At 33.5% G+C, this 24,280-nt stretch carries 20 protein-coding genes; 12 read left to right on the plus strand and 8 right to left on the minus strand.

Features of this window, described 5'->3' with window-relative positions; genetic code table 11:
- Positions 1–201: 201 nt before the first annotated feature.
- The 3 genes from ABXQ82_RS06390 (at position 202) to ABXQ82_RS06400 (ending at position 3,839) form a co-directional block, all read left to right on the plus strand.
- Positions 202–2,490: a M28 family peptidase gene (locus ABXQ82_RS06390; RefSeq protein WP_367056577.1), complete on the plus strand. Its 2,289-nt coding sequence runs from the start codon at positions 202–204 to the stop codon at positions 2,488–2,490.
- A gap of 15 nt (positions 2,491–2,505) precedes the next feature.
- On the plus strand, positions 2,506–3,045 hold the full coding sequence (locus ABXQ82_RS06395) for a hypothetical protein (RefSeq protein ID WP_367056580.1): 540 nt from the start codon (positions 2,506–2,508) through the stop codon (positions 3,043–3,045).
- A gap of 68 nt (positions 3,046–3,113) precedes the next feature.
- On the plus strand, positions 3,114–3,839 hold the full coding sequence (locus ABXQ82_RS06400; RefSeq protein ID WP_367056583.1) for a hypothetical protein: 726 nt from the start codon (positions 3,114–3,116) through the stop codon (positions 3,837–3,839).
- Positions 3,840–3,909: 70 nt separating this feature from the next.
- Here ABXQ82_RS06400 and ABXQ82_RS06405 read toward each other — a convergent pair whose 3' ends face one another.
- Both ABXQ82_RS06405 and ABXQ82_RS06410 read right to left on the minus strand, forming a co-directional pair.
- The gene (locus ABXQ82_RS06405; protein ID WP_367056586.1) at positions 3,910–4,551 is read right to left on the minus strand and encodes a hypothetical protein; all 642 of its coding nucleotides are present in this window, start codon (positions 4,549–4,551) and stop codon (positions 3,910–3,912) included.
- Positions 4,552–4,578: 27 nt separating this feature from the next.
- On the minus strand, positions 4,579–6,003 hold the full coding sequence (locus ABXQ82_RS06410) for an ATP-binding protein (RefSeq protein WP_367056589.1): 1,425 nt from the start codon (positions 6,001–6,003) through the stop codon (positions 4,579–4,581).
- 371 nt (positions 6,004–6,374) lie between these two features.
- Between ABXQ82_RS06410 and ABXQ82_RS06415 the strand changes: the two genes are divergently transcribed.
- The 3 genes from ABXQ82_RS06415 to ABXQ82_RS06425 all read left to right on the plus strand — a co-directional run bounded on the left by ABXQ82_RS06415 (position 6,375) and on the right by ABXQ82_RS06425 (position 9,223).
- The gene (locus tag ABXQ82_RS06415) at positions 6,375–6,965 is read left to right on the plus strand and encodes a HupE/UreJ family protein (RefSeq protein ID WP_367056592.1); all 591 of its coding nucleotides are present in this window, start codon (positions 6,375–6,377) and stop codon (positions 6,963–6,965) included.
- A gap of 237 nt (positions 6,966–7,202) precedes the next feature.
- Positions 7,203–7,634, plus strand: a complete 432-nt coding sequence (locus ABXQ82_RS06420) for a dCMP deaminase family protein (RefSeq protein WP_367056595.1) — start codon at positions 7,203–7,205, stop codon at positions 7,632–7,634.
- Positions 7,631–9,223 carry a S41 family peptidase gene (locus tag ABXQ82_RS06425; RefSeq protein WP_367056672.1) on the plus strand — a complete coding sequence of 531 codons (1,593 nt, stop codon included), beginning with the start codon at positions 7,631–7,633 and terminating at the stop codon, positions 9,221–9,223. Before ABXQ82_RS06420 ends, ABXQ82_RS06425 begins: the two co-directional genes overlap by 4 nt.
- 202 nt (positions 9,224–9,425) lie before the next feature.
- Here the strand turns inward: ABXQ82_RS06425 and ABXQ82_RS06430 are convergent, their stop codons facing one another.
- Genes ABXQ82_RS06430 through ABXQ82_RS06440 form a run of 3 tightly spaced genes read right to left on the minus strand, consistent with a single transcriptional unit; the run spans position 9,426 to position 10,872 of the window.
- Entirely contained in the window at positions 9,426–10,034 is a 609-nt protein-coding gene (locus ABXQ82_RS06430; RefSeq protein ID WP_367056598.1) for an FAD-dependent oxidoreductase, read from the minus strand.
- A gap of 1 nt (position 10,035) precedes the next feature.
- Positions 10,036–10,239, minus strand: a complete 204-nt coding sequence (locus tag ABXQ82_RS06435) for a hypothetical protein (RefSeq protein WP_367056601.1) — start codon at positions 10,237–10,239, stop codon at positions 10,036–10,038.
- Between the two features lie 51 nt (positions 10,240–10,290).
- The gene (locus ABXQ82_RS06440; protein WP_367056604.1) at positions 10,291–10,872 is read right to left on the minus strand and encodes a MarC family protein; all 582 of its coding nucleotides are present in this window, start codon (positions 10,870–10,872) and stop codon (positions 10,291–10,293) included.
- 210 nt (positions 10,873–11,082) lie between these two features.
- On the opposite strand from ABXQ82_RS06440, the gene ABXQ82_RS06445 reads away from it, so the two are divergent.
- The 4 genes from ABXQ82_RS06445 to ABXQ82_RS06460 all read left to right on the plus strand — a co-directional run bounded on the left by ABXQ82_RS06445 (position 11,083) and on the right by ABXQ82_RS06460 (position 15,766).
- Entirely contained in the window at positions 11,083–11,646 is a 564-nt protein-coding gene (locus tag ABXQ82_RS06445; RefSeq protein ID WP_367056607.1) for a DUF3109 family protein, read from the plus strand.
- Positions 11,647–12,025: 379 nt separating this feature from the next.
- On the plus strand, positions 12,026–13,300 hold the full coding sequence (locus ABXQ82_RS06450; RefSeq protein ID WP_367056609.1) for a ribonucleotide-diphosphate reductase subunit beta: 1,275 nt from the start codon (positions 12,026–12,028) through the stop codon (positions 13,298–13,300).
- A gap of 3 nt (positions 13,301–13,303) precedes the next feature.
- On the plus strand, positions 13,304–15,103 hold the full coding sequence (locus ABXQ82_RS06455) for a ribonucleoside-diphosphate reductase subunit alpha (protein ID WP_367056612.1): 1,800 nt from the start codon (positions 13,304–13,306) through the stop codon (positions 15,101–15,103).
- A 141-nt stretch (positions 15,104–15,244) separates the two neighbouring features.
- Complete coding sequence (locus ABXQ82_RS06460) at positions 15,245–15,766, plus strand: RDD family protein (protein ID WP_367056615.1); 522 nt, start codon at positions 15,245–15,247, stop codon at positions 15,764–15,766.
- A 96-nt stretch (positions 15,767–15,862) separates the two neighbouring features.
- Here ABXQ82_RS06460 and ABXQ82_RS06465 read toward each other — a convergent pair whose 3' ends face one another.
- Positions 15,863–16,144 carry a pyrimidine/purine nucleoside phosphorylase gene (locus ABXQ82_RS06465; RefSeq protein ID WP_367056618.1) on the minus strand — a complete coding sequence of 94 codons (282 nt, stop codon included), beginning with the start codon at positions 16,142–16,144 and terminating at the stop codon, positions 15,863–15,865.
- Positions 16,145–16,393: 249 nt separating this feature from the next.
- Entirely contained in the window at positions 16,394–17,257 is an 864-nt protein-coding gene (locus ABXQ82_RS06470) for an OmpA family protein (protein WP_367056621.1), read from the minus strand.
- 149 nt (positions 17,258–17,406) lie between these two features.
- Between ABXQ82_RS06470 and ABXQ82_RS06475 the strand changes: the two genes are divergently transcribed.
- Complete coding sequence (locus ABXQ82_RS06475) at positions 17,407–19,170, plus strand: Na/Pi symporter (protein WP_367056624.1); 1,764 nt, start codon at positions 17,407–17,409, stop codon at positions 19,168–19,170.
- Between the two features lie 167 nt (positions 19,171–19,337).
- On the plus strand, positions 19,338–21,815 hold the full coding sequence (locus tag ABXQ82_RS06480; RefSeq protein WP_367056627.1) for a TonB-dependent receptor: 2,478 nt from the start codon (positions 19,338–19,340) through the stop codon (positions 21,813–21,815).
- An 84-nt stretch (positions 21,816–21,899) separates the two neighbouring features.
- Here ABXQ82_RS06480 and ABXQ82_RS06485 read toward each other — a convergent pair whose 3' ends face one another.
- Positions 21,900–24,209 (minus strand): inorganic phosphate transporter, encoded by a 2,310-nt coding sequence (locus tag ABXQ82_RS06485; RefSeq protein WP_367056630.1) that lies wholly within the window; start codon positions 24,207–24,209, stop codon positions 21,900–21,902.
- Between the last annotated feature and the right edge of the window lie 71 nt (positions 24,210–24,280).

Below are 24,280 nucleotides of genomic sequence, written 5' to 3' on the forward strand. Positions count from 1 at the left end.
AGTTAAAATTTTTTAGTTTTCCTAAAAGTAATTATGAAGTAAAAAATTCAATCATAAATTTTACCAAATGAATTTCAAATTGATTGATAATAAATTTAAATCAAATTTTATCTCAAGGAAATAGAAACGAATTTAATCAGTTCTTTTGCCGTTCTTTCGGTATTACGTACATTTATAAATAAGAACTACTGTGTTTAGATTATGATAAAAAAAGCCGCTGCACTGGTATTGATGATTTTAGCCATTTATTGGAGTTTTTCAGCCATTATTCCAAGTGATATTTCCACCATCGATGCTCCCGATAACCAATTTTCAACACAAAGGGCATTGCTTCATCTTAAAAAAATTTCAAAAGAACCCCATTATTTGGGGAGCGAGGCTCATGTGGAAGTCCGTGATTATATCTTGAAGAACCTACAAGATTTAGGTTTGGAAACGCAAACACAAGAAGGCTATTCTATAGATGAAGACGGCGAGTTTTCTAAACCCATTAATATTTTAGGAAGACTAAAAGGAAGTGAAAACGGGAAAGCAGTTTTGTTATTGACACATTATGATAGCGATCCACATTCTTCTTTTGGTGCGAGTGATGCAGGTTCTGGAGTGGTTGCTATTTTAGAAGGTTTGAGAGCATTTATAAGTGAAAATAAAACTCCGAAAAACGACATAATTGTTTTAATTACAGATGCGGAAGAATTAGGGCTAAATGGTGCTGATATTTTTGTAAACAAACACCCATGGGCAAAAGATGTTGGAATAGCACTTAATTTTGAGGCTAGGGGAAGTGGGGGTTCAAGCATTATGCTGGTTGAAACCAACAAAGGAAATGCAAATTTAATTAAGGCGTTTGCTTCGGCAGATTTAGAATATCCGTTGGGGAATTCTTTGTTTTATAGTATTTATAAAATGTTGCCTAACGATACCGATTTAACACGATTTAGGGAAGATGGAGATATTGACGGATTCAATTTCGCCTTTGTAGATGACCATTTTGATTACCACACCGCTTTAGATACTTACGAAAGATTAGATCGAAATACCCTAGAACACCAAGGCAGTTATTTAATGCCATTGCTACATTATTTTAGTGAAGCAGATTTAAACACACTAAAAAGTATTGATGATTTGGTGTTCTTTAACGTGCCCTATTTTAAAATGATAACCTACCCATATTCATGGATTTTGCCGTTATTTATTTTGGCTGTTTTGGTGTTTGTGTTATTGGTAGTCTATGGGTTTAAAAAAAGAAGGATTGAATTAAAACCTGTAGGAAATGGGTTTGCAGCATTTATTGGAGCCCTCGCAGCTTGTGGCTTGGTTGGTGCTTTTGGTTGGAAGCTCATACTTGCGCTTTATCCAAATTATAGTGAAATGTTACAGGGCTTTACTTATAACGGCCATATCTATATTGCTGCTTTTGTGTACTTATCCATTGCTATTTGTCTGTTGATATATAGTAAGGTGTTCAAACCCGACAATGCTGCAAGTTTAATGGTAGCACCATTGTTCTTTTGGCTGATTATTTGTGGGTTTATTGCTTTTAAGTTAGAAGGCGCAAGCTTTTTTATCATTCCGGTATTTTTTGGACTGTTAAGCTTTTTCATCCTGTTAAGGCGAAAAAAACCGAGTTTAGTATTCATGGCTTTATTGGGTTTTCCAGCTTTGGTTATTTTCTCTCCATTGGTACAAATGTTTCCCGTAGGTTTAGGTTTGAAAATGATGGTAACATCTACCGTGTTGGTGGTTTTAATGTTTGGCTTATTGGTTTCGGTGTTTGCTTATTTTCGACATAAAAAACGTTGGAGTTATCTGTTTTTAGTTTTTGCGTTATTTTATTTTGTGAAGGCACATTTTCAATCAGATTTTACAAGAGAACGTCCAAAACCAAATAGCCTATTGTATATTTTAGATGCTGATGACAATACCGCAAAATGGGCAACTTATGATAGAAAGTTAGACGATTGGACAGCGAATTTCTTTGATAAAAAACCTGCCGAAACTAAAAACCAAAACGTACTTTCAAGTAAATACAAAACTAAAATTGAGTTTACAAAAGAAGCTGATGTCGTTCCTATTTTAAAGCCCATTGTTGAAGTATCCAACGATACCATAATTGGCAATTCTAAATTTGTAGATATATGTATTACACCACAACGAAAGGTACAGAGAATTGAGGTTTTTGCAGATACAACTACAGTTTTCAATACCCTAAAAATAAACGGACTTGAGATTGAAGAAGATGGTACATATAAATTCAACCGTCGAAAATCAAACCGATTAATAACCTATTATGTATCTAATAACAAACCTTTAGAGCTAAATTTGAGTTTCCTGAAAGACCAAAAAGCAAAACTGGTTTTATATGAAGCGTCCTATGATTTGTTGGATAATGATGTATTTGAAGTGCCAAACAGATATTCGAGCATGATACCGAAACCTTTTGTTTTGAATGATGCGGTGGTGGTTAAAAAAAGTATTATTATACCTTAGTTTTCAGATGTTTCAATGAAAAATTCTAAAAAGAGAAAAATATTTTATGAGACTACATTCGTTATTGGGCTTATTCTCTTGTTTGCTCAAATACCAATTATTTATAAAACCCTAATAGATTTTATTACTCCAGTACTAATTGTTTTAACAGTTGGAGTTTTAACAAGCTTTATTGATTATAAAAACTATAGTGATTTATATAGATATGAGGGAAGAAACCGCTACTTATATCCTTTTATGCATTTCTTAGCAGGCTATGGAGGGATTGTATTATTTTTATTTTTCGCTTTGAATTATTTTTTGTCAAGTGATGTTAAAACAATAACTGAATATAACATACTAGAAAGTGGCTCTTATAACATAAAAAACAGTTCTGAAAAAAAAACATATTTTATTATAAATTATAATGGAAAGAATAAGGAATTGGTCTTTTCTGCAAGTGATTTTAAAGAATTGGATGAATATAAGAAAATAGAGCTTACCACAAAAAAAGGGTTCTTTAATTATGACATATTAGTCTCCAAAAAAATAAAGCAGACTAATCCTAACAATTAATAAACTTTTAAGAGAATAACTGCCAAATTTTTATAGTTTTGGACATTAAATTAAAAACGAGATAGACGATGAAAAGATTAGCAATGCTTTTAGTATTTGCAAGCGCACTTCAAATAGGTGCTCAAAGCAATACTGAATTGATAAAACATTTTGAAGCTTATAGAGACCAAATGCGTTTACAGGGCGACATTCAAGGGCTTATTGGTGCCATGACGCATTTAAATATATTAGTGCCTAGCGAAGCAAGAAAAGATACTTTGGCATATATTTATTTGAGTGAGAACCAATACATGCAGGCGTTAAACACCATTGGTATTGACCACAAAGTAGATGATTCTGATATTGCAGTAGAAGTAAAGGCCATGGCTCTTAAAGCGGTAAAACAACCAGAACGTGCTTTGGTACATTTTAATGAATTGTTTAAAAGACAGCCTAGTCCAGAATTGGCGTATGAGTTGGCAGAGCTTAACATGCAATTGCAAAAATTGGATGAATCTTTAAAGCATATCAACTACGGTTTGGCAAATTCTAAACCAGATATGAAGCATGCTTACTATGAGAAACAACAGCCCTATCAAGTAGAACTTAAAAGCGCATTTATGTATTTACAGGCGCTGCACTTGTTTCAAAAAGATAGAAAAAATAATATAGACGCTGCGGTTGATATTTTAGATGCTGCATTAAAAGCATCTCCAAATTTTAGTTTGACACAGCTTACAAAAACCGAATTGTTGCGACAAAAACAGGCTCTGCAAGCACAAGCGGCACAGACGGCAGGGCAACCAAAGCAATAAATAATATTTAGATTTTTTAAGAGTAAAGCGTGTTCTTTTTAGAATGCGCCTTTTTTTTTGTGAATCAAATTTAATCTGGACGTAATATCTGTTGACTGTCTTTCTCCAGTTTTTTATTTATCTGAAAATTTAAGTTTGAGAACGCTATCAACAGGTCTTTTACAATTTTCGAAAGTTCAGACTTTGTAATATTTGAGAATTTTGAAGCTTCATCTAATTTGAAAAGCATGGTCTCAATAATTTTAATTCTAGATAAAACAGCTTGATTGTTAAGTGTGTCCGGAATGGTTTTTCTCATGTCTTTAATGAGCTCAAAAGTGGCTTGGTTATCGTCAACAAAAAACGAAAAATCAGCTTTTTTAATATTTTCAATAGTAGTTTTAAGCCTGGAATAAGGTTCCCATGGTTCAGCTAAAACCTCGGCTTTTGGGTCTAGGGTAAATTCAATGTATTTTAATTTTGATATTTCCGCTTCGGTCAAGATACTGCTTTCAATGGACTCTTCATCATTATTGGCTTCGCTTGAGTTTTGTGCGGAATTGTTGCAGCAAAATAGTATAAAACAGGTGCTTAAAATTACAAAAAATCGTAGAGACATTTGATAGTTGCTTTTTATCATTATTGGTGCAAATATAAAATAATACCATCTATCATTTGAAATTACCGCAATAAAAACGCTCTTTCCTGCTGGCAGGTTCTCTTTCTTCTTCATTAAAATAAATTCTTATTAAGACTATTGTCACTTTTTATCCAATGTATTTTTACCTACGTTATAAGCATAGGTAGCACAAGGTACATACTGAATTTGCACACCTTTATATTCTTGTTGCACTTTGCTGTCTATAGTGGTCACAAGGGCAGAGCTTAAATTATTTTTAGTACAAAAAGCTAGTAAACTTTTAAGTTCATTTGGTTTTTCTACATAGCGGTTAGACCATTTAATCTCTAATGCCCATACTGGTTTTAAGCTACCGTCGTCAAGCCCCACCATATCTACTTCTCCTTTTCCCCAATGTGCGTAGTATGGATTAAACCAATCACGGTGCATCCATTGTGCGTAAATAGCTGTTTCTACAAGATTGCCCATTCTTTTTTCGTCTGTAATAGCCAAGGGTGTAAACAAAGCAGCGTATAAAGATGGGTTCGAGAGGTACATTTTAAACTTAACTTCTCTTTTAAAACGCTTGCCACTTTGATCTACACGGCTAATTTTCTTCACTAAAAAAGCGGATTCCAAATATTCTATATAGGTCTTAATCAAATGCTTTTTTACGCCAGAAGTCCTGCTTAACTCCTCATAATCAAACTCGTTGGCGGTATTAAAACAAATAGTAGTGAAAAGTCTGTTTAATTCTTGGACATCTTTAATGCCGTATAAACTAGGTAAATCCCTTAATAATACTTTATCTACAATATCTTGCTTAATGTAACGTCCTGGGTTTTTTTGCATCTGAGGCGAAAAAATAATCTCTGGGTAGCCACCAAAATTAATATACTTAACAAAATGCTCATTAAGTAATTGCGAGTTTACCGTATCATGAAACACTTGTTCTTTCCCTTTCCACAAAAGGGTGCTCTCTACCATTAAATGCTGTAATCTATTTATGTGTATGTATTCATAAAAGGTAAGAGGTGGTAATAAAAAATCTGTAAATCTACCTGCGCCACTTTCGTTACTTTTAAATTTTAGGGCTGCTGCAGCACTTCCAGACACTATAAATTTTGTGCTACGGTAACTATCTACCAATGTTTTTAAATGTACTTCCCAGTCCTTTAAATATTGAATCTCATCAAAAAACACATAACAATCCTTGGCATCTTGGTTTCCTGTAGCTTCTAATGCATATTTAAATAATTCTTCTAATCCTATATTGGTGTAAATAGGGTTTTCCACCGTGATAAAAACTATTTTCCTTGCCGATATGCCTTGCTCTATCAATTCTTGTATAGTATGATGTAGCATTACTGTTTTGCCCACACGACGTGGTCCCATAAGCACCACCGCTCTTTTTACTGAACGATCTAAAACCATAGGTTTAAATATGTCAAAATACAGTCTGCGTTGCATTTCATTGTAATCATCTTCTATGCTATTATTATGCCACCAGTAATTTTCAAACTGAATACGCTCTAGTACTTGCGATTTAGAAATTTTTTCAACCATTAATTTCTTATTTACATCAAATATATATAAATAATAAAAATTATTTTGCTTATTTGACTTAAAAATGTGTAAATAAGTAAATAAAAGTGTGTTTTTTGTCTTATTTGTGTGTTTCAAATAGTTGAAATTATACTTTGATTTTCGCCTCTTTGATGCTTCCTCTAATATTTTTAATAATCTTTAGATTTTTCTATTTGTGATTTCGTTTTTGAACAATAATTTCGTGAATCTTTTATTCATACTAATTAGTGAATTCGTGGCAAAAAAGATGGCTATTGATTTGAGTATATTTACTTATGTAAAAGTAATAGTTTGCTTTTTTTAGCGTTTTGAATAATCGTATCTTTGAAGTACCCTAAAATCTTATTATTATGCTTGACGATTTTCTTTTTAATGTTGAATTAGGTGCCAAACACGTACTAGACATAAACGCCTACGACCATATTTTATTTTTAATGGTGCTTACCATTCCCTATATTTTTCGAGACTGGAAACGTGTTTTGTTGTTGGTTTCGGTGTTTACAGTAGGACATTCGCTATCACTTGGTTTGGCGGCTTATAACATTGTAACTGTAAGTGGTGTTTTGGTTGAATTCTTAATTCCTATTACTATTTTAGTTGTTGCTATTTTTAATGTGTTTACTGCTGGTAAAGGGGCTAAAAAGGAACGTATTGGTATTTTATTTTTTACAACCTTATTTTTCGGACTTATACATGGCTTAGGTTTTGCACGCGAATTCAAAATGCTGCTGGGAGATTCAAAACAAAAATTGGTGTTGCTGTTAGAATTTGCTTTGGGTATTGAAATTGCTCAAATTATCATCGTCTTTATTGTGCTGTTTTTAGGATATTTGGTGCAGACTATATTTCGATTTTCAAAACGCGATTGGGTAATGGTAATTTCGTCTATTGTTATAGGATTGGTTATTCCAATGCTTTTGAATAATGCTGTTTTTGAGTAAATGTTGCCATCTATTTGCAAACTTTTGTATAAACTTTAACGCGCATTCATTGTAATTAAAATACATTCATGCTATTTTCGTTACAGGGTTTGTGTAAAGTCCCGAGATTTTAGGAGTAGAGGAAATCGTTTTTGAGAGATACGAATAAAAAGATTGGAACAGAAAGTCTGATCCCCGAACACGAAAGCTTAGTTATCTTTCGGATTATAAATTGAAGGTAAGCCATAATAAAAATTAATGCAGGAAGACAAACAGTTAAAATACGATAAGGCTTATTTAAGAATTGCAAAGGAGTGGGGTAAATTGTCGTATTGTGAGCGTAAGCAAGTTGGTGCGATTATTGTAAAGGATAGAATGATAATTTCTGATGGCTACAATGGTACACCTTCAGGTTTTGAGAATTTCTGTGAAGATGAAGAAGGTTATACCAAATGGTATGTGTTGCATGCCGAGGCAAATGCTATTTTGAAAGTGGCTGCTTCTACACAGTCGTGTAAAGGGGCAACCTTGTATATTACGCTGTCGCCGTGTAAGGAGTGTAGTAAGTTGATTCATCAGGCTGGAATTGTGAAAGTGGTATATCATCAAGGTTATAAAGATGATTCTGGGCTGAAATTCTTAAAAAAAGCAGGTATTGAATTAAAATTAATTGAAGATATAAAGGCATAATGTTTCAGAAAAAATATTTACCGTTGTTTTTGGGTGTGGCTATTGCTGCTGGCATTTTTGTTGGCGGAAAACTAAATTTTAGCGACGCTCCAGATCGATTATTTTCATCTAATAGTAAAAAGGAAAAACTCAATAGACTTATAGACTATATAGATTATGACTATGTGGACGAGATTAATACTGACAGTATTGTTGATGTAACGGTTAACGGTATTTTGGAGAATTTAGATCCGCATTCGGTATATATTCCAAAAGAAGATTTGGCCCGTGTTACCGAAAACATGAAGGGTGATTTTGTGGGTATTGGGGTTAGTTTTTATACGTACAAAGATACTATTGCTGTGATTCGTGCCATTGAAAACGGCCCAAGTGCCAAAGCTGGTATTCGAGGAGGCGATCGCATTGTGATGGCAGATAATGACACGCTTTTTGGAGAAGGTTTAAGCGATCCTGAAATTATAAAAAAATTGAAAGGGCCTTTAAATTCTAAAGTGACTTTGAAAGTATTTCGAAAAGGAGAACCAGAACTTCTGGATTTTAAAGTGAAGCGCAGTAAAATTCCCATTAAAAGTGTTGATGCTTCTTATATGCTTACTGAGGAATTGGGCTATATAAAGATTAACCGATTTGCGGAATCTACATATAAGGAATTTAAAAAAGGACTTGATAAATTAATAGGTCTAGGTGCAAAACAAATTGTTTTGGATTTACGTGATAACCCGGGCGGATTTTTAGGAATTGCGGAAAAAATTTTAGATGAATTTTTAGAAGATGATAAGCTACTGTTATTTACAAAAAACAAACGTGGACATATCGAAAAAAGTTTTGCTACCAGCGATGGCGATTTTGAAGAGGGTGCTGTTTATGTATTGATTGATGAAAATTCGGCTTCGGCAAGTGAGATTGTGGCAGGTGCGTTACAGGACAATGATAAAGGGACAATTGTTGGACGACGTTCTTACGGAAAAGGATTGGTGCAACAAGAAATGGATTTGGGAGATGGTAGTGCGGTGCGCTTAACGGTATCTAGATATTACACCCCAACGGGACGTTCTATTCAGCGTCCATATGATAAGGGTAATAAGGATTATTATGAGGATTATTATAAAAGATTAGAAACAGGTGAATTATCAGATGGCGATAAAATTGAAGTTGAGGATTCACTAAAATTTACCACGCCAAAAGGTAAAGTGGTGTATGGTGGCGGAGGAATTATTCCCGATGTTTTTGTACCTGTCGATAAATCTATGCAAAATGAAACGCTTACTTATTTACAACGCAGAGGTATTATAGGTTATTTTGTGTTTGAGACTTTAGAAAAAAACCGTGATGCTTTTAAAAATTATACCAGAAAAGAATTTATAGAAACTTTTATAGTGAGTGACGCAATGACTTCTGAATTTCAAGATTATTTAAATATAAGGTCTGATTCTAAAGTGACTTTTGTTGCCTATTACGACGAAATAAAGCAATACATAAAAGCCACACTAGCCGACCAAATTTTTGGTGATGGCGCTTTTGATGAAGTCATCAATCAACATGATATTATGATTGATGAGGTGATTAAGTTGAGTGAGGACGGGGAGTGATTTGATGAAAAAAATAGTGCACTTAACCTATTTGTATTTTCTTTCAACGAATACTTGTCAAATTAATACTTTTATTTCGTATAAAATCTTACTTTGGACTTTGGCGTGTATTTTATAAAAGTATATTTAGAAAACGAACCTAAAACGCTAAAAATAATAAAGCAATAGTGATGGGAATTTCAAGAAGTCTCATCGTAAACAACTACTCAGAAATCTTATCATGCACCTTAGCATGCTTCCCACCATTCCAAAGCGTTAAGATATCGGTAGCCACATGCGCACCACTTCCAGAAGCTATAGAAAACTGACTACGCCATCCTGCTAAAGTGCCGGCAACATATAAGTTTTCTTCAATAAGGTGGTCCACATTTTTCAACCATATACGGTCTTTTTCAATGGCTGCTCTTGGATGAGGTTCAACAAAGCGTTCTAAACCTTTAATGTGCATTAAATTGGTGTAGCCAACTGCAACCACTACTATTTTAGATTGATATGAGTTTTTATTGGTTCTAACTTCAAAATAATTTTCAACTTTAGAAATCTCTAAAACCTTTTCTTTTTCAATCTGTTCCACATGAGGATATAAGTTTGAAAGTTGGGCTTTACCACTTTCTAAAATTGAAGCACCCGTGGTGCTTGGAGATAAGCCTAAAACATTATTGAACAATGCGTTTTGAAGATGTGATGTTTTTTGATGTGCAATTAGTGCTATGTTTTTACCTTGAGCAAATGGTTTGTCTTTTGCAGAACCTAAAATCAATGCGCAAGATAATCCTGCGGCTCCTCCACCAATAATTAAAGCATCATACATGTTACTTCCTGTTTTTTACTTTTTCCTCGATACGTTTCGACGTTAATAAGATCAACATTAAAACAATAGCACAAAGTGAAGCTAAAATAGTAATGAGTCCAATCATGCTTTGACCTTCAAAAGGAGCGTTTATGTCAATCTCACGAACGTTAAAAACACCTAAGCCAATAGAGATAATAATAATGATATATGCGAAATACTTCATCTGTTTAAAATTTCTTATAATTCGTTATTCAATAATGTAATTGTTTTGGGCTTAAATAAATAGAGCTTTTATATTATGCGCAAATAGTTTAACCGCAATGGCCAATAAAATAACACCAAATACTTTTCTGACAATGTTAATGCCATTTGCTCCTAAAAAACGTTCAATTCTTGAAGACGTTTTTAAAACCACAAATATAAAAATAACGTTTAGAATTATGGCTACGATAATATTTTCAACTCTAAATTCGGCGCGTAACGACAAAAGTGTTGTCAAGCTTCCAGGGCCAGCCATTAGGGGAAAGGCTAATGGGAAAATAGAGGCAGTCAAAGGATTGGTTTCTTCTTGCTTATATAGTGTAATACCTAAAATCATTTCAAGTGCAATAAAAAACAATATAAACGCACCAGCTACTGCAAACGAATTGACATCAATACCAATAAGGTTTAAAATGCTTTTTCCAAGAAAAAGAAAAAGAATCATGATGCAACCAGCGACTATGGATGCTTTCCCACTTTCAATTTTTCCTGTTTTTTTTCGTAAATCTATAACAATGGGAATATTACCGATAATATCTATAACGGCAAATAATATCATAAACGCAGTAATTATTTCTTTAAAATTTAGTTGCATGACACTAGTTTTTTAAATAGTAAAAATTACTTGCAATTTTTTGCAAGACTTATAAAATTGTCATTCCTGCGAAGGCAGGAATTTAAAATTTAGAAATACATTTTTTGTCAATTTCTGAATTTTCCGCAAAAATATAGTATTAAAACTGAATTATCTTAAAAATAATGTCAAGATTATCTATTTTTGTAAATTATTTTTAGAAGTAGTTTTATGTTTCAATTAGGAAAAACCATTGTGTCAGAAGAGATTATAAAAAAAGATTTTTTATGCAACTTAAGTGCGTGTAAAGGTGCTTGTTGTGTAGATGGTGATGCTGGTGCGCCGTTAGATAAAGAGGAAACAGGTGTTCTTAGAGACATATATCCAAAAGTAAAACCCTTTTTACGACAGGAAGGTATTGCAGTTATCGAAAACCAAGGTGCTTTTATAACTACTGAAGATGGTGAATTTGAAACACCGTTAATAAACGGTGCCGATTGCGCCTATGTTATTTTTGATGAACATAAAACTGCACTTTGCGCGATTGAGGAAGCATACAATCAAGGCGAAATCTCATGGAAGAAACCTATTTCTTGTCATTTATACCCCGTTCGCGTGCGAGATTACACAGAATTTTCTGGTGTAAATTATCATAAATGGCAAATTTGTGATGATGCATGTGAGCTTGGAGAGGAATTAGGTGTTCCCGTTTATAAATTCGTAAAAGAGGCCCTAATACGCAAATTTGGCGAGGATTGGTATGCCGAATTAGAAAAGGTTGCAGAAACTTTTTAACACTCCAAAACATTCAAATAAAAACTCCAGAAAAAGCCTTATAAACAAAGGCTTTTATGCTTAAAACTTGATTCTTTTTTGTAAACTTTTTTATTTTTTTAAAATTGTAAAACCTTGTTTTTCAGCAAAATAACTATATTTTTTTGTAAACTTATTGATTTTCAAGCGTTTCATTGTTTGTTAAAAACTTGTTGAAAACGTTTCCGTCTTTTTAGAAAAGATATTAATCATTTCACAATCTTTGTATTCTCGAAATTCAAGTAAATTTTGTTGATTTTTATAAAAAAGCAAGAAGGCTAGTATTTGAACTGCTGAACAACATTTAGAAAGATCATTTATGCCATTAATTATTTAATCCATTAAATTAAAATTTTTTCTCATGGAGATTACTCAAATTATAAAGAGAGACTACGAAACAAGCCCGTTTGTTTTAAATAAAATTTCTAATGCCATTGAAAAAGCAATGATTTCTGTTGGAAACGGTACTAAAGAAGATGCAAACACAATCTCTGTAAATGTTTTACAAAAGCTATTAGATAGAAAAAGCATAGACTACAACTATTTGCCTACCGTAGAAGAAGTACAAGATCTTGTAGAGGAAACATTGATGGTAAGCTCTTTTCCTCGTGTTGCAAAAGCCTATATACTATACAGAGACGAACAGGCTAGAAGTAGAAAAACAAATATTTTTGAAAAGCGGATTAACTTAAAACCTTATGAATATCCCGCGCTTAACGACTATGTAGATGCTATAAGACACTCTTATTGGATTCATTCTGAATTTAATTTTACAAGCGATATTCAGGATTTTAAAACAAGATTGACCATTGTAGAGCAAAACGCTATTAAAAACACCATGCTTGCTATTTCGCAAATTGAAGTTGCAGTAAAATCTTTTTGGGGCGAGATTTATAATAAAATGCCAAAACCGGAAATAGGATCGGTAGGCGCAACGTTTGCAGAAAGTGAAGTGCGTCACCACGATGCCTATTCACATTTATTGGAAATTTTAGGTCTTAATAATGAGTTTAAGAATTTAAAGAAAAAGCCGGTAATAATGAGACGTGTTCATTATTTGGAAACCGCTTTAAAGAATGCAAAAAGTGAGGATAACAAAGAGTATGCAGAATCTATTTTATTGTTTTCCCTTTTTATAGAGCATGTGTCTTTATTCTCGCAGTTTTTAATAATTATGGCTTTCAACAAGCACAAAAACATGCTTAAGGGGGTGTCTAATGTTGTTGAAGCAACTTCAAAAGAAGAGCAAATTCATGGTGATTTTGGAATTGATATTATTAGAATTATAAAAGATGAAAACCCAACGTGGTTTGGTGAAGAACATAGTGCCATAGTAAGGGATTTATGTAAGGAAGCGTTTATTTCTGAAAGTAAATTGGTCGATTGGATTTTTGAAGCTGGCGAACTGGAATTTTTACCAAAAGATGTTATTAATGAGTTTATAAAAAACAGATTTAATAATTCATTGGAAAGCATTGGCATCGAAAAAGTATTCGATGTAAACGATACATTATTAGAGCAAACCGAATGGTTTGACGACGAAATCATTGGAACAAAACATGGAGATTTCTTCGTGAAGCGTTCTGTAAATTATAGTAAAAGAACAAAAAGTATAACTAGCGACGACCTATTTTAAACCATGAACAACACGAATTTAGAAATTGACCCAAAAGTAAATTTAGAAACAACAACAACCTCTAATCGCGATGAATTATTAAAAGCCAGAAAAGAGGCGATAAAAGAAGCTAAGACAAGTGCACAACCAGAAATAAAATGGTTAACGGACCACAGCCGACAGTTTTTAGCATCTGGTTATCTGACTGAAGGTACCAATCCTGAAGAACGTATTAGAGAAATTGCAGAAAATGCAGAATCTATTTTAAAAATCGATGGTTTTGCCGATAAGTTTTATGGGTATATGGCTGAGGGCTATTACTCATTAGCATCTCCAGTATGGTCTAATTTTGGTAAAAAACGAGGTTTGCCAATTAGTTGTTTTGGGTCGCATATTTCTGATGATATGGGAGATATCCTTTATACACAATCGGAAGTAGGCATGATGTCTAAATTAGGAGGCGGTACTTCTGGTTACTTTGGTAAATTGCGCCATAGAGGTGCGCCAGTAAAAAACAACGGAAAATCTTCTGGTGCTGTTCATATCATGCAGTTGTTTGAGAAAATGGTAGATGTTGTAAGTCAGGGTTCTGTGAGACGAGGTCGTTTTTCGCCTTATTTACCAATCGAGCATAATGATATTCACGAGTTTTTAGAAATTGGAACAGAGGGAAATCCAATACAAGAGTTAACACATGGGGTTACTGTTGGTAACGACTGGATGGAAGACATGATTGCTGGTGATGCTGATAAAAGAGCCATTTGGGCAAAAGTGTTACAACGTAGAGGCGAAATAGGATATCCTTATATATTCTTTAGGGATAATGCCAATAATACCGCTCCAGACGTATATAAAGATAAAAACCATGAAATTTACGCAAGTAATTTGTGTTCTGAAATCATGTTGCCTACAAACGAGAAATGGTCTTTTGTATGCGTTCTGTCTTCAATAAATTTATTGCATTACGATAAATGGAAAGATACTGATGCGGTTGAAACCATGGTGTACTTTTTAGATGCAGTTCTAGAAGAGTTTATTACCAAATTAGAAGTTTACAGGGATTCTTTAGATCGTGACGATAGACAAACTTTTTTGTTTATGGAAAAGGCCTATAATTTTGCAAAAGAAAATAGAGCTTTAGGAATGGGCGCTTTAGGATGGCACTCGTTATTGCAATCTAAAATGCTAGGTTTTGACAGTCAGGAAGCTTTTAACTTGAATAGTGAAATATTTAAAACAATTCAAGATAAATCACAAAAAGCATCTGTTGAATTGGCAAAGTTATTTGGTGAGCCAGAAGTATTAAAAGGCTACGGAAGACGTAACACAACGTTAAACGCAGTAGCACCAACAACGTCCTCAGCTTTTATTTTAGGACAAGTATCTCAAGGTATTGAACCAATTTGGTCTAACAGTTATGTAAAGGATATTGCGAAAATAAAAACCACGATTAAAAATCCTTATTTATTGGAGCTTTTAGAAGAGAAAGGAATGAATACACCAGAAATTTGGAGGAGCATTCGTGATTATGATGGCTCTGTGCAACATTTAGAAGGTCTAACAGATCATGAAAAGGATGTGTTTAAAACCTATTCTGAAATTGATCAAATGACAATTATTTATCAGGCAGCAAATAGACAATATCATATAGATCAAGGTCAATCTTTAAACATTATGGTACATCCAGATATGCCGGTTAAAGACATCAATAAAATTTATGTTAACGCATGGAAACTAGGTGTTAAATCATTGTATTACCAGCACAGTATGAATGCAGCACAGAAATTTAAGCAAAAGAAAGAATGTGCTAGTTGTGAAGGATAACGGCATTTAATGTGACTAATTACATAGTTATTGGGTGAGTTCCCTCGAAAGAGGGAACCCCAAATTTAAACGAAAAGCATCCCGGTTGGGGTGCTTTTCTTATTTATTAATATATTAGCTACATATATTCAATTGAAAATTATGACAAATACGTTTACCGTAACTCCAGATTTATACGCAACTAAGGGTAATCGATTTGCGCATTACATAGTAGATTTTATAATTATTTTACTTGTATTTTGGGGTATTATTATTGGATTTGTGTTCTTGTTCTATTCATTTGCGGAAGATACGTCAAGTGTTGATAGTTTTTTAAGTGACATGGAAAATACCAATGCGTTTCTCGATAGAATAATAACAGCCGTAATTTTCTCGCTATTTTATTTTGCGATAGAATTTTTAACTAAAGGCAGAAGCATAGGAAAGTATATTACAAAAACTAAAGTTGTTTTAGAAGATGGCTCAGCACCGTCTGCTAACGATTATCTTAAACGAAGTTTTTCTAGGATGATTCCTTTTGAGCCGTTTTCTTTTTTAGGTGCTGAAGGTAGGGGCTGGCATGATACCATTTCTAAGACTTATGTAGTTGATATAGAAAAGTTTGAAGCTAAGAAAAAGTCTCAAGATGAATTGGAACAGATAGGAGTTGCTCAAGATATCTAGTGGTTTATGATGTTTAATATAACATATGGAAAAGCATCCCGATTGGGGATGCTTTTTTTTGTTAATAGCTTATTAGTCTGCTTCCGTTATTACTATTTATTTGTACTGACATAAATAAGACGTCTGTCCAGAAACTTTCACTTGAAATTTTTCCTTGGCTTCAATTTGGTAAGCCTGTCCTGATTTATAGGTAACCCATTCAGAACTCCCTGGCAACTTTACGGTCATTTCGCCTTCTATAACAGTCATAGTTTCATGTTGAGAAGTGCCAAATTCATAAGTGCCGGCATTCATAACACCCAAAGTTGATTGTCCTGTTTTACTTGTGTATCCTAAAGATTTAACGTTGCCGTCAAAGTATGCGTTAGCTGAAATCATAGTATTCAATTTTTAAGTTTCACAAAAATATTAAACAGAACTAGAGTTTAAGAATTTTTGCTAATCAATTAGTATTCTTTTTTTAACTTACTACATAAGCATCGCTCTACCAAGTCTCCGCTCTGCGAAGTCTCCGACTTCGTGGTAAAGTAAAAATCCACGCTCTGCAAAGTTTGTAACTTATACGCAACACAAAAGAGCATTCCTTTTCAGGAATGCTCTTCTAATATATTTTAATTTAAAAATAACTTAATCTAATATCGTGTTTTCAGCAACAGCCCCATCATTTTCAGCCATTAACGCAAAAAACTTGTCAATATTCGGAAGAATAATAATTCTTGTACGTCTGTTTTTCGCTCTGTTATCTCTAGAGTCATTTTCAGCAACAGGTTGGTAACTACTTCTACCAGCTGCAATTAATTTCTCAGGAGCAACATTATATTTTTCCTGAAGTTTACGAACTACAGAAGTTGCTCTCATCACACTTAAATCCCAGTTATCTGCAATAAATTCAGTATTGATAGTTCTAGCGTCTGTATGGCCTTCAACCATAACATCTAAGCTAGGTTCAGAGTTGATAACATCAGCTAATTTCTTTAAAACAGTATCTGCTTTAGAACTTAATCTGTAACTTCCGCTATTAAACAACATATTATCTGCAATAGAAATCATAACTACAGTTTCGTTGATATTTACAGCGAAATCATCGTCTTCATTCATATTACTTTCATTAATTGTTTTTTGAAGATTGTAAGCCACCGCTAAATTCATGGAATCCTTAAGCGTTTTAGCTTTACTTAATTTGGTAGCATCAACATTTTTAAGTGTTTCACGCATTTTTGTCTTCGTGTTGTTAGACATTACTGCAACATTTTCAACAACTTCCAGTTTAGAATCGTTTTCTTGTTTGAGGGATGCTATTTTAGAATTGTAAGCTGCTACTCTAGTCTGAATTTTGTCAAATTTAGCTTCTAAATCTTCCTTAGCAACTCTTGTTTTTTGTAATTCACTTTTAATTTCGCCATTTTCATGTTCTAGTGCCAAATATTTTTTCTTTGATACACATGAGAAGGTAACAATAGCTATTACTAGCAAAACAGAAATTTTCTTCATAATATTTAATCTTTAGGTTTGTAGTATGTACGTGATTAATCTCAATATGGATGTTGTAAAACTTTCTTTGTATAAATTTTTAATCATTTTTATATTTTCAAATAGCTTATCTTGTAGTATTGTTCGTCATTCGCTATAAATGAAGGTCTATGATTAGAAAATCCTTTTTCTTTATGCTATTAGTCGCTTTAGGTGTTTTATTGTACCTAAACCCGAATTTTAAAACAATTTCTGCTGGAGTTGCAATTTTGCTTTTTGGGATGATTATGTTGGAAGAGGGTTTTAAGGTTTTTACCAAGGGACCATTACAAAATATCTTAAAAAATGCCACGGATAAGCTTTATAAAAGTATTACGGCAGGTGCTTTTGTAACGGCTTTGATTCAATCTAGTTCTCTTGTTTCGGTAATTACCATATCTTTTATAAGTGCCGGTTTAATCTCGTTAGCTGGCGGTTTGGGATTGATTTTTGGTGCCAATATCGGAACTACAGCCACCGCTTGGTTGGTAGCAGGGTTTGGACTTAAGATTAAAATATCGGCTCTCGCAATGCCCATGTTGGTTTTCGGAATCATTTTTTCATTTCAAAAAAAAGTAGCTTTTAAGGGTATTGGAAATGTGTTGGCAGGATTGGGCTTTTTCTTTCTTGGCATACATTTTATGAAGGAAGGATTCGATGTTTTTAAAGACTATATTGATTTATCACAATACGCAGTTTCTGGATATTTAGGGGTGTTAATATATACAGGTTTAGGGATTGTTATTACAACGGTATTACAATCAAGTAGCGCAACACTAGCATTGATTTTAACTGCTTTGGCTGCGGGACAAATTGAATATGAAAATGCTTTGGCACTTGCCATCGGAGCTAATATTGGCACCACCATAACCGCAGTTTTAGGGGCTTTAGGCTCAAATAGTGCAGGGAAAAGATTGGCAGCGGGACACTTTGTTTTTAATATCATAACGGGATTGGTTACCATGGTTTTCATATTTCCATTAGCTAGATTGGTAAATAATTTATCGGAAATCCTGCAAATAGCAGCTACAAATTATACCTTAAAGTTAGCGCTGTTTCATACCATATTCAATGTATTGGGTGTTGTTCTAATGATCCCTTTTATTAAAGCTTTAGAGCGTTTGTTGTTGCGTTTCTTTAAGGAAAAGGACAAAGATATTCATGAACCAAAGTATCTGAATGAGGCTGTTTTAAAGTTTCCCAGTGCCGTAATTTCAGCTTTGCTTAAAGAATCTCATTACTTGTTTAAGAAAAGTGTTTTTGAAATAGTTTCCCATTCCCTAAATATCCATAAGAGAGATGTTAAATCTGACGAAAAGCTGAAAGCCATTATAAAGAAATCGACAGATGATTTTAATACGAATGTTGAGGATCTATATTATTCTAAAGTTAAAACCATCTATGGGGAAATTATCAGATACAGCTCTATAGCTCAAAGCACTTTAAGCTTAAATAGTAAGCAAATTAAAACCATTACTTCAATTAAGATCGCCAACAGAAAAATGGTTGAAATAATTAAAGATGCCAGAGAATTAAACAAAAATATAACGTTGGTGTTAAATTCAGATAATGAGTATTTGAAAAAAGAATATGATAGCTATCGAAAAAAAGCCACAAAGGTCTTAAGGGCAATTCATTTGTTTAGAACAGAAGATGATTCTGAAAAATATGCACTCAAATTAAAAGCACTAAAAAGTGAGGCAAAAGCCAATATTAGACAGACTAACACTTCGATAGATAAATTAATTAGAAAAAACTTAATTACTGCAGAAATGGCATCATCGTTATTCAACGATTACACCAATGTAAACGATATGATTAAAAAATTGATTGACGTTGCCGAATTATTATACGGTAAGTATGATTCCTTGCTTGATGAAAATGGTAAAAAGTAGAAGCAGCCTGACTTTGAAGGTTAAATAATCAATCATTTTCAGGAATAATAGCCGCGTTTTTTTTCTTGATTTTTAAACACATATAATTATTCTATTTATAAAAAAGAGCAAACTTTGTTTTCTTAGATTTGCATGCAATAGTTACACTCGCAAAAATATAATAGAACATGTCTCAAAAAATTAAATATGCATTTGTATTCATTTGCTGTGTCTTAAATGTTTATCAAGTCTTTGCTCAAATACAAGGAAAAATAGTTGATGACCAAAACGCACCATTGGAATATGCAACTGCTGCCTTATACAAACAACAGGATGGGACATTGATAGCTGGAGTAGTTTCAGATGAAACAGGCGTTTTTAAAATGGACGACGTAAAAAAGGGAACTTATTACTTAGAAGCCTCTTTTTTGGGATATGAAATAAAACGCATTGATACTATAGTTATTACTAAAAATAACGAAACAATTGATTTAGGTACTATCCAACTTATTTTGGGAACGCAACTTAATGAAGTGGTTGTAAATGCAGAACGTAATACAGTGGTCAATAAAATTGACCGTCAGGTTTTTGAAGCTTCAAAATTTAAAAATGCCCAAGGAGGATCAGGGGTAGATGTGATACGGAATTTACCCTCGGTAAGTATTGATAGTCAAGGCGAAATTAGTGTGCGAGGAAGTAAGGGTTTTGTAGCATTGTTAAACGGAAAGCCAATTCAGGGCGATGCAAGTAATCTCATGTCTCAACTGCCAGCAAATGCGATAGAACGCGTTGAGGTTATAACTGCACCGTCTGCAAAATATGATCCCGAAGGGAAAGCAGGAATTATCAATATCATCACTAAAAAAGGTGCTGCAAATGGGGCTTTTGGTCAAGTTAACATCAAAGGAGGGTTGCCTTCTTTTGAAACTTATGGCAACGATGTATCCCATAAACGCCATGGTATTGATGCAACTTACAACGTTAGAACAGATAAATGGAATATTTCTTTAGGGGCTAATTACCAAAGAAATGATTTGGGAGGCAGACGAGAAGGCGATGTTTTTACAATTATAAATGATACAAAAACCCAATTCCCATCTACTGGAGAGCGCAGCTTTGATGAAACCAATTACAGCGGGCGGTTTACTGTAGATTTTACACCAAGCACATCAGACACCTATTCATTTGGGTTTTTCGCAGGAAAGCGTAGTAAAGCACGTTTGGCGGATATTGTTTACTATGATAATCATTCGGTAACACCAGCAAATAGTAATAATAGAGATTATACATTTCAATATTACAATCACAACTTAAGAGAGCGTAAAGGCGATTTTGTTTTGGGAAGTTTGGACTGGACGCATAGCTTTACGAATGCTTCAGAATTATCGGCGTCTTTTCTTTATGAATATACCTTATTGGGAGGGCCAACGGTAAACCAGAATTTAGGAGAACCAGACAGATCGATTTTGTATCAAGATGAATATAATACCAATGATAATCCGTTACACGGTGTGCGTTTTCAATTGGATTATAAATTGAAGCCTTTCGATTTTGGAACTTTAGAAACGGGTTACCAATACCGCGATTTATCGCATACAGGGGATTTTGTTTATGAAAGACGCACCGATTTTAATGATGATTTTCAATTGGTTCCTGAGTTTTCTAGTGAGGTTGACTTAGAACGTACCATTCATTCTGGATATGTACAGCTTTCAGGTAAAAAGGGAAAATGGGAATATGCTGCAGGTTCTAGGTTAGAGGTTATGGATCGGAAATTTAGATTAAAAGACAAAACCAATACTGTTGATGAAACCCTTTTGTACGATTTCGTAAAACTGTACCCTTCAGCCTCCGTTCAATATGCTATAAATGATAAAACCAAAATTAAGGCAGCCTATAGTAAACGTGTGGAACGCAATTCAACATTTAAAATGAACCCGTTTGCTGAACGCGAACATTCTGAAACCTTAGAGCAAGGTGATAAAAACTTAAGACCTGAGTTTATAGATTTAGTTGAATTGGGGATTACTAAAGATTTAAAAGGCGGAAATTCCATTTTTGCAACAGGATATTTTAGACATGTAGATAATGTTGTAAATCGTGTAAACACCATTTATAATGACACTATTTTAAACAGAATTTACTCTAATGTTGGCAATGCCAAAGCCATTGGTCTTGAAGTTGGTACGCAAATAAAAGCAACAAAAAAATGGACAAATTTTATTGGTGCAAATATTTATAATTATAGTATTGATGGTAGTTTTGATAACAGAAGCATAAATACTGATGCCACAGTATATTCCATTAATTTGAATTCAACGTGGCGTTTTTGGGACAATGCATCTTTGCAATTTACATTCAATTATTTGTCTGATAGAAATACGGCACAAGGCGAAGATTCTCGATTCTATTCGCCAAACCTAACGTTCCAGAAATCATTTTTAAAGGATAGGCTTACGGCAACGTTACAATGGCAAAATATAGATTTAGGAATGTTGAATACAAACGAACAACGTATTACAACCTTTAGGGCCAACGAATTTTTTACAACCACGAATTATATATATGAAGTAGATATGGTGTTGCTCAATCTCTCTTATACCTTTAAGCAGGGCAAAAATAAATCTAAGTTTATTGATAGTGAATTTGGTAAGAAAGAGTTCTAAGTTTATCTTTTGATTTTTATAGGAAACAAAAAAGCACAGAAAATATATATTTTCTGTGCTTTTTTGAATTATACCAAATTGGTATTACAAAATTTCTTTTTCTTCTGGAGCTATAATTGTTGCAGGCTCTACAATTTTAGCTGGTTCCACAGAACTATCATGCGAATGATAATACTCTTCTAAAAGATTCATAGTAGCGGTTAATAAATCTTTAGTTTCTAACAGTAGCCCAAAATAAAGGGTTGTGTTTTTAGGACTTGATTCATCACTTCGTGTACGCTCAACCTGTTTTTGGATTTTTTCAGATACAAGTTTAAATATGTCACCTTTTCTGTCCAATATGTTGCCTATACCTTCAAAATTCCCAGCTTCAAAAGCATTTCTTGTGTCATTAAATAGCTGTTCTAACGCCAGATCTATTTCTTTTAATTCTTTTATCTGGTTAAATTTCAGCTTCTTATGGTTGTTGTTGACATGCTTATGACTTACTTTGGAAATGTATTCTAAAGATTGTGTCATATCTTGTAAATACCCTAAAACATTAATATAAAAACTACTTGCGCGCAAGCTTGTTTCATCTAGGTTTTTAATGAAATAGAAGATGTTATCACGTAAACTATCAACTTCCATAGATAGTTTGTCAACTTGTTTTTTATTCTTTTTTAATAACGATAAATCTTGTTTAGCTAAACCGTTTACCGCATTAGAATAAATTTTATTTCCACGCTTTACAACGTTAGAAATATTATTAGCACTTTCTAGTATAACTCCTTGTACAGAACGACTTCCAGTTTCTGTTAAACTATCTTCTTCTATAATTTTTGTTGAACTATTTTTATGTGATTTATAGTTTCTATATAATAAGAAAGCAGTAAGTAATAATAAAATTGGAGTCATTACTGTTGGATTCCAATTTATTAAAAATACTACAATACCAGCGGCCATAAACGCTCCAAGTGCTGTTCCGAACCAGCCAGCAATAACATTTAAAACACCTGCAACTCTGTAAACAGCACTTTCTCTTCCCCAGGCACGGTCTGCTAAAGATGTACCCATGGCAACCATAAACGTTACATAGGTTGTTGATAATGGCAATTTCATAGAGGTTGCAATGGCTATTAATACACCAGCAATCATAAGGTTTACAGAGGCTCTTATCAAATCAAAAGAAGGCGCATGAATACTTTGGTCTTTGGTTAAAGCAGCAGTATTTGGCTTTTCGAAACTTTTATCTATTTTTTCTTGAATTGATTTTGGAATGATGGCTCCAAAATAAGTGGACAAAGAAGTAGTGCTTTTTACAACCGCCCTAGATAGTGCATTGGGCTCAAATTTTTCGTGTGTATCACCTTGGCGAGATAAACTTAATTCTGTTTCTGCAACTGTTTTTGCCTTTTTTGAAAGCCATAACGTAATTACCATAATAGAACCAGCTATAAATAATAATAGAGGCTCGGCAGGTACTTTTTTCTCTAAAACAGCCATAGACATTGTTGTATCCATGCCACCCGCTATCCATGCTTCATAAGAATGATAAGCTGCCATTGGCACACCAATAAAATTTACCAAATCGTTTCCAGAAAAAGCTAATGCTAGCCCAAATGTGCCTACAGCAATAACGACAAGTAAAACTGTTTTCTTAGTTAATTTTTCGAATATAAATGAAAATGATGCCCAGAAAACAAAACTGCCTAGAATGATATAAAGTTCATTACCTTCAAGTAAACTTTTTAATTCTTTATAATAAGGCGTCCCTTTTAATCCCTTTAAAAAAATAAAATAAGTAATGGCTGTTAAGGCTAGACCTCCAAAAAGAACACCAAAATTCTTAATCTTTTTTTCATAATTAAAAGTGAAAATTAAACGTGAAAACCATTGTACAATAGCTCCGACTGTAAAGGCTATAAAAACGGACATGAGAATTCCGCTAATAATTGTTAACGCTGTTTCTGTGTTTATATACTTTCCTATGTCTGCTAAAGTTTCTGTACTGTCCTGTGCATTAATTTTTATTAACGACATAACAACAGCTGCTCCCAATAAATTAAATACAATAGAAACTGTTGTGGATGTTGGTAGCCCTAAGGTGTTGAAAAAATCAAGGAGTAAAATGTCGGTAATCATTACTGCCATAAAAATCAGCATGATCTCACCAAATTCAAATTGAGCAGGAATAAAGATGCCTTTACGAGCAACTTCCATCATACCACTAGAAAATACGGCTCCAATAAAAATACCTAAACTAGCAACAATCATTATTGTTCTTAAAGAAATGGCTTTAGAGCCAATTGCAGAATTTAAGAAATTAATCGCATCATTACTTACGCCAACTACAATATCAGCAACCGCTAATACAGTAATTGCAATTAACATAAATAAGTATATATTATCCATAATTTTTTTAATTAAAAGAAGTTTGCAAATATCATGATTATAAACGGATAGTGTGTTATGTGAATGTTATG

It is taken from the genome of Algibacter sp. 2305UL17-15, from assembly GCF_040720935.1.
In the GTDB taxonomy this organism is placed as follows: domain Bacteria; phylum Bacteroidota; class Bacteroidia; order Flavobacteriales; family Flavobacteriaceae; genus Jejuia.

Coding starts and splice junctions, on each gene's coding strand:
- ABXQ82_RS06435 (WP_367056601.1), bottom strand. CDS start 10,239: ATGAAGTATTTCGCATATATCATTATTATTATCTCTATTGGCTTAGGT.
- ABXQ82_RS06465 (WP_367056618.1), bottom strand. CDS start 16,144: ATGATTTCAGCTAACGCATACTTTGACGGCAACGTTAAATCTTTAGGA.
- ABXQ82_RS06415 (WP_367056592.1), top strand. CDS start 6,375: ATGCTTGACGATTTTCTTTTTAATGTTGAATTAGGTGCCAAACACGTA.
- ABXQ82_RS06440 (WP_367056604.1), bottom strand. CDS start 10,872: ATGCAACTAAATTTTAAAGAAATAATTACTGCGTTTATGATATTATTT.
- ABXQ82_RS06400 (WP_367056583.1), top strand. CDS start 3,114: ATGAAAAGATTAGCAATGCTTTTAGTATTTGCAAGCGCACTTCAAATA.
- ABXQ82_RS06405 (WP_367056586.1), bottom strand. CDS start 4,551: ATGAAGAAGAAAGAGAACCTGCCAGCAGGAAAGAGCGTTTTTATTGCG.
- ABXQ82_RS06475 (WP_367056624.1), top strand. CDS start 17,407: ATGATTAGAAAATCCTTTTTCTTTATGCTATTAGTCGCTTTAGGTGTT.
- ABXQ82_RS06450 (WP_367056609.1), top strand. CDS start 12,026: ATGGAGATTACTCAAATTATAAAGAGAGACTACGAAACAAGCCCGTTT.
- ABXQ82_RS06410 (WP_367056589.1), bottom strand. CDS start 6,003: ATGGTTGAAAAAATTTCTAAATCGCAAGTACTAGAGCGTATTCAGTTT.
- ABXQ82_RS06455 (WP_367056612.1), top strand. CDS start 13,304: ATGAACAACACGAATTTAGAAATTGACCCAAAAGTAAATTTAGAAACA.
- ABXQ82_RS06470 (WP_367056621.1), bottom strand. CDS start 17,257: ATGAAGAAAATTTCTGTTTTGCTAGTAATAGCTATTGTTACCTTCTCA.
- ABXQ82_RS06480 (WP_367056627.1), top strand. CDS start 19,338: ATGTCTCAAAAAATTAAATATGCATTTGTATTCATTTGCTGTGTCTTA.
- ABXQ82_RS06430 (WP_367056598.1), bottom strand. CDS start 10,034: ATGTATGATGCTTTAATTATTGGTGGAGGAGCCGCAGGATTATCTTGC.
- ABXQ82_RS06485 (WP_367056630.1), bottom strand. CDS start 24,209: ATGGATAATATATACTTATTTATGTTAATTGCAATTACTGTATTAGCG.
- ABXQ82_RS06445 (WP_367056607.1), top strand. CDS start 11,083: ATGTTTCAATTAGGAAAAACCATTGTGTCAGAAGAGATTATAAAAAAA.
- ABXQ82_RS06390 (WP_367056577.1), top strand. CDS start 202: ATGATAAAAAAAGCCGCTGCACTGGTATTGATGATTTTAGCCATTTAT.
- ABXQ82_RS06460 (WP_367056615.1), top strand. CDS start 15,245: ATGACAAATACGTTTACCGTAACTCCAGATTTATACGCAACTAAGGGT.
- ABXQ82_RS06420 (WP_367056595.1), top strand. CDS start 7,203: ATGCAGGAAGACAAACAGTTAAAATACGATAAGGCTTATTTAAGAATT.
- ABXQ82_RS06395 (WP_367056580.1), top strand. CDS start 2,506: ATGAAAAATTCTAAAAAGAGAAAAATATTTTATGAGACTACATTCGTT.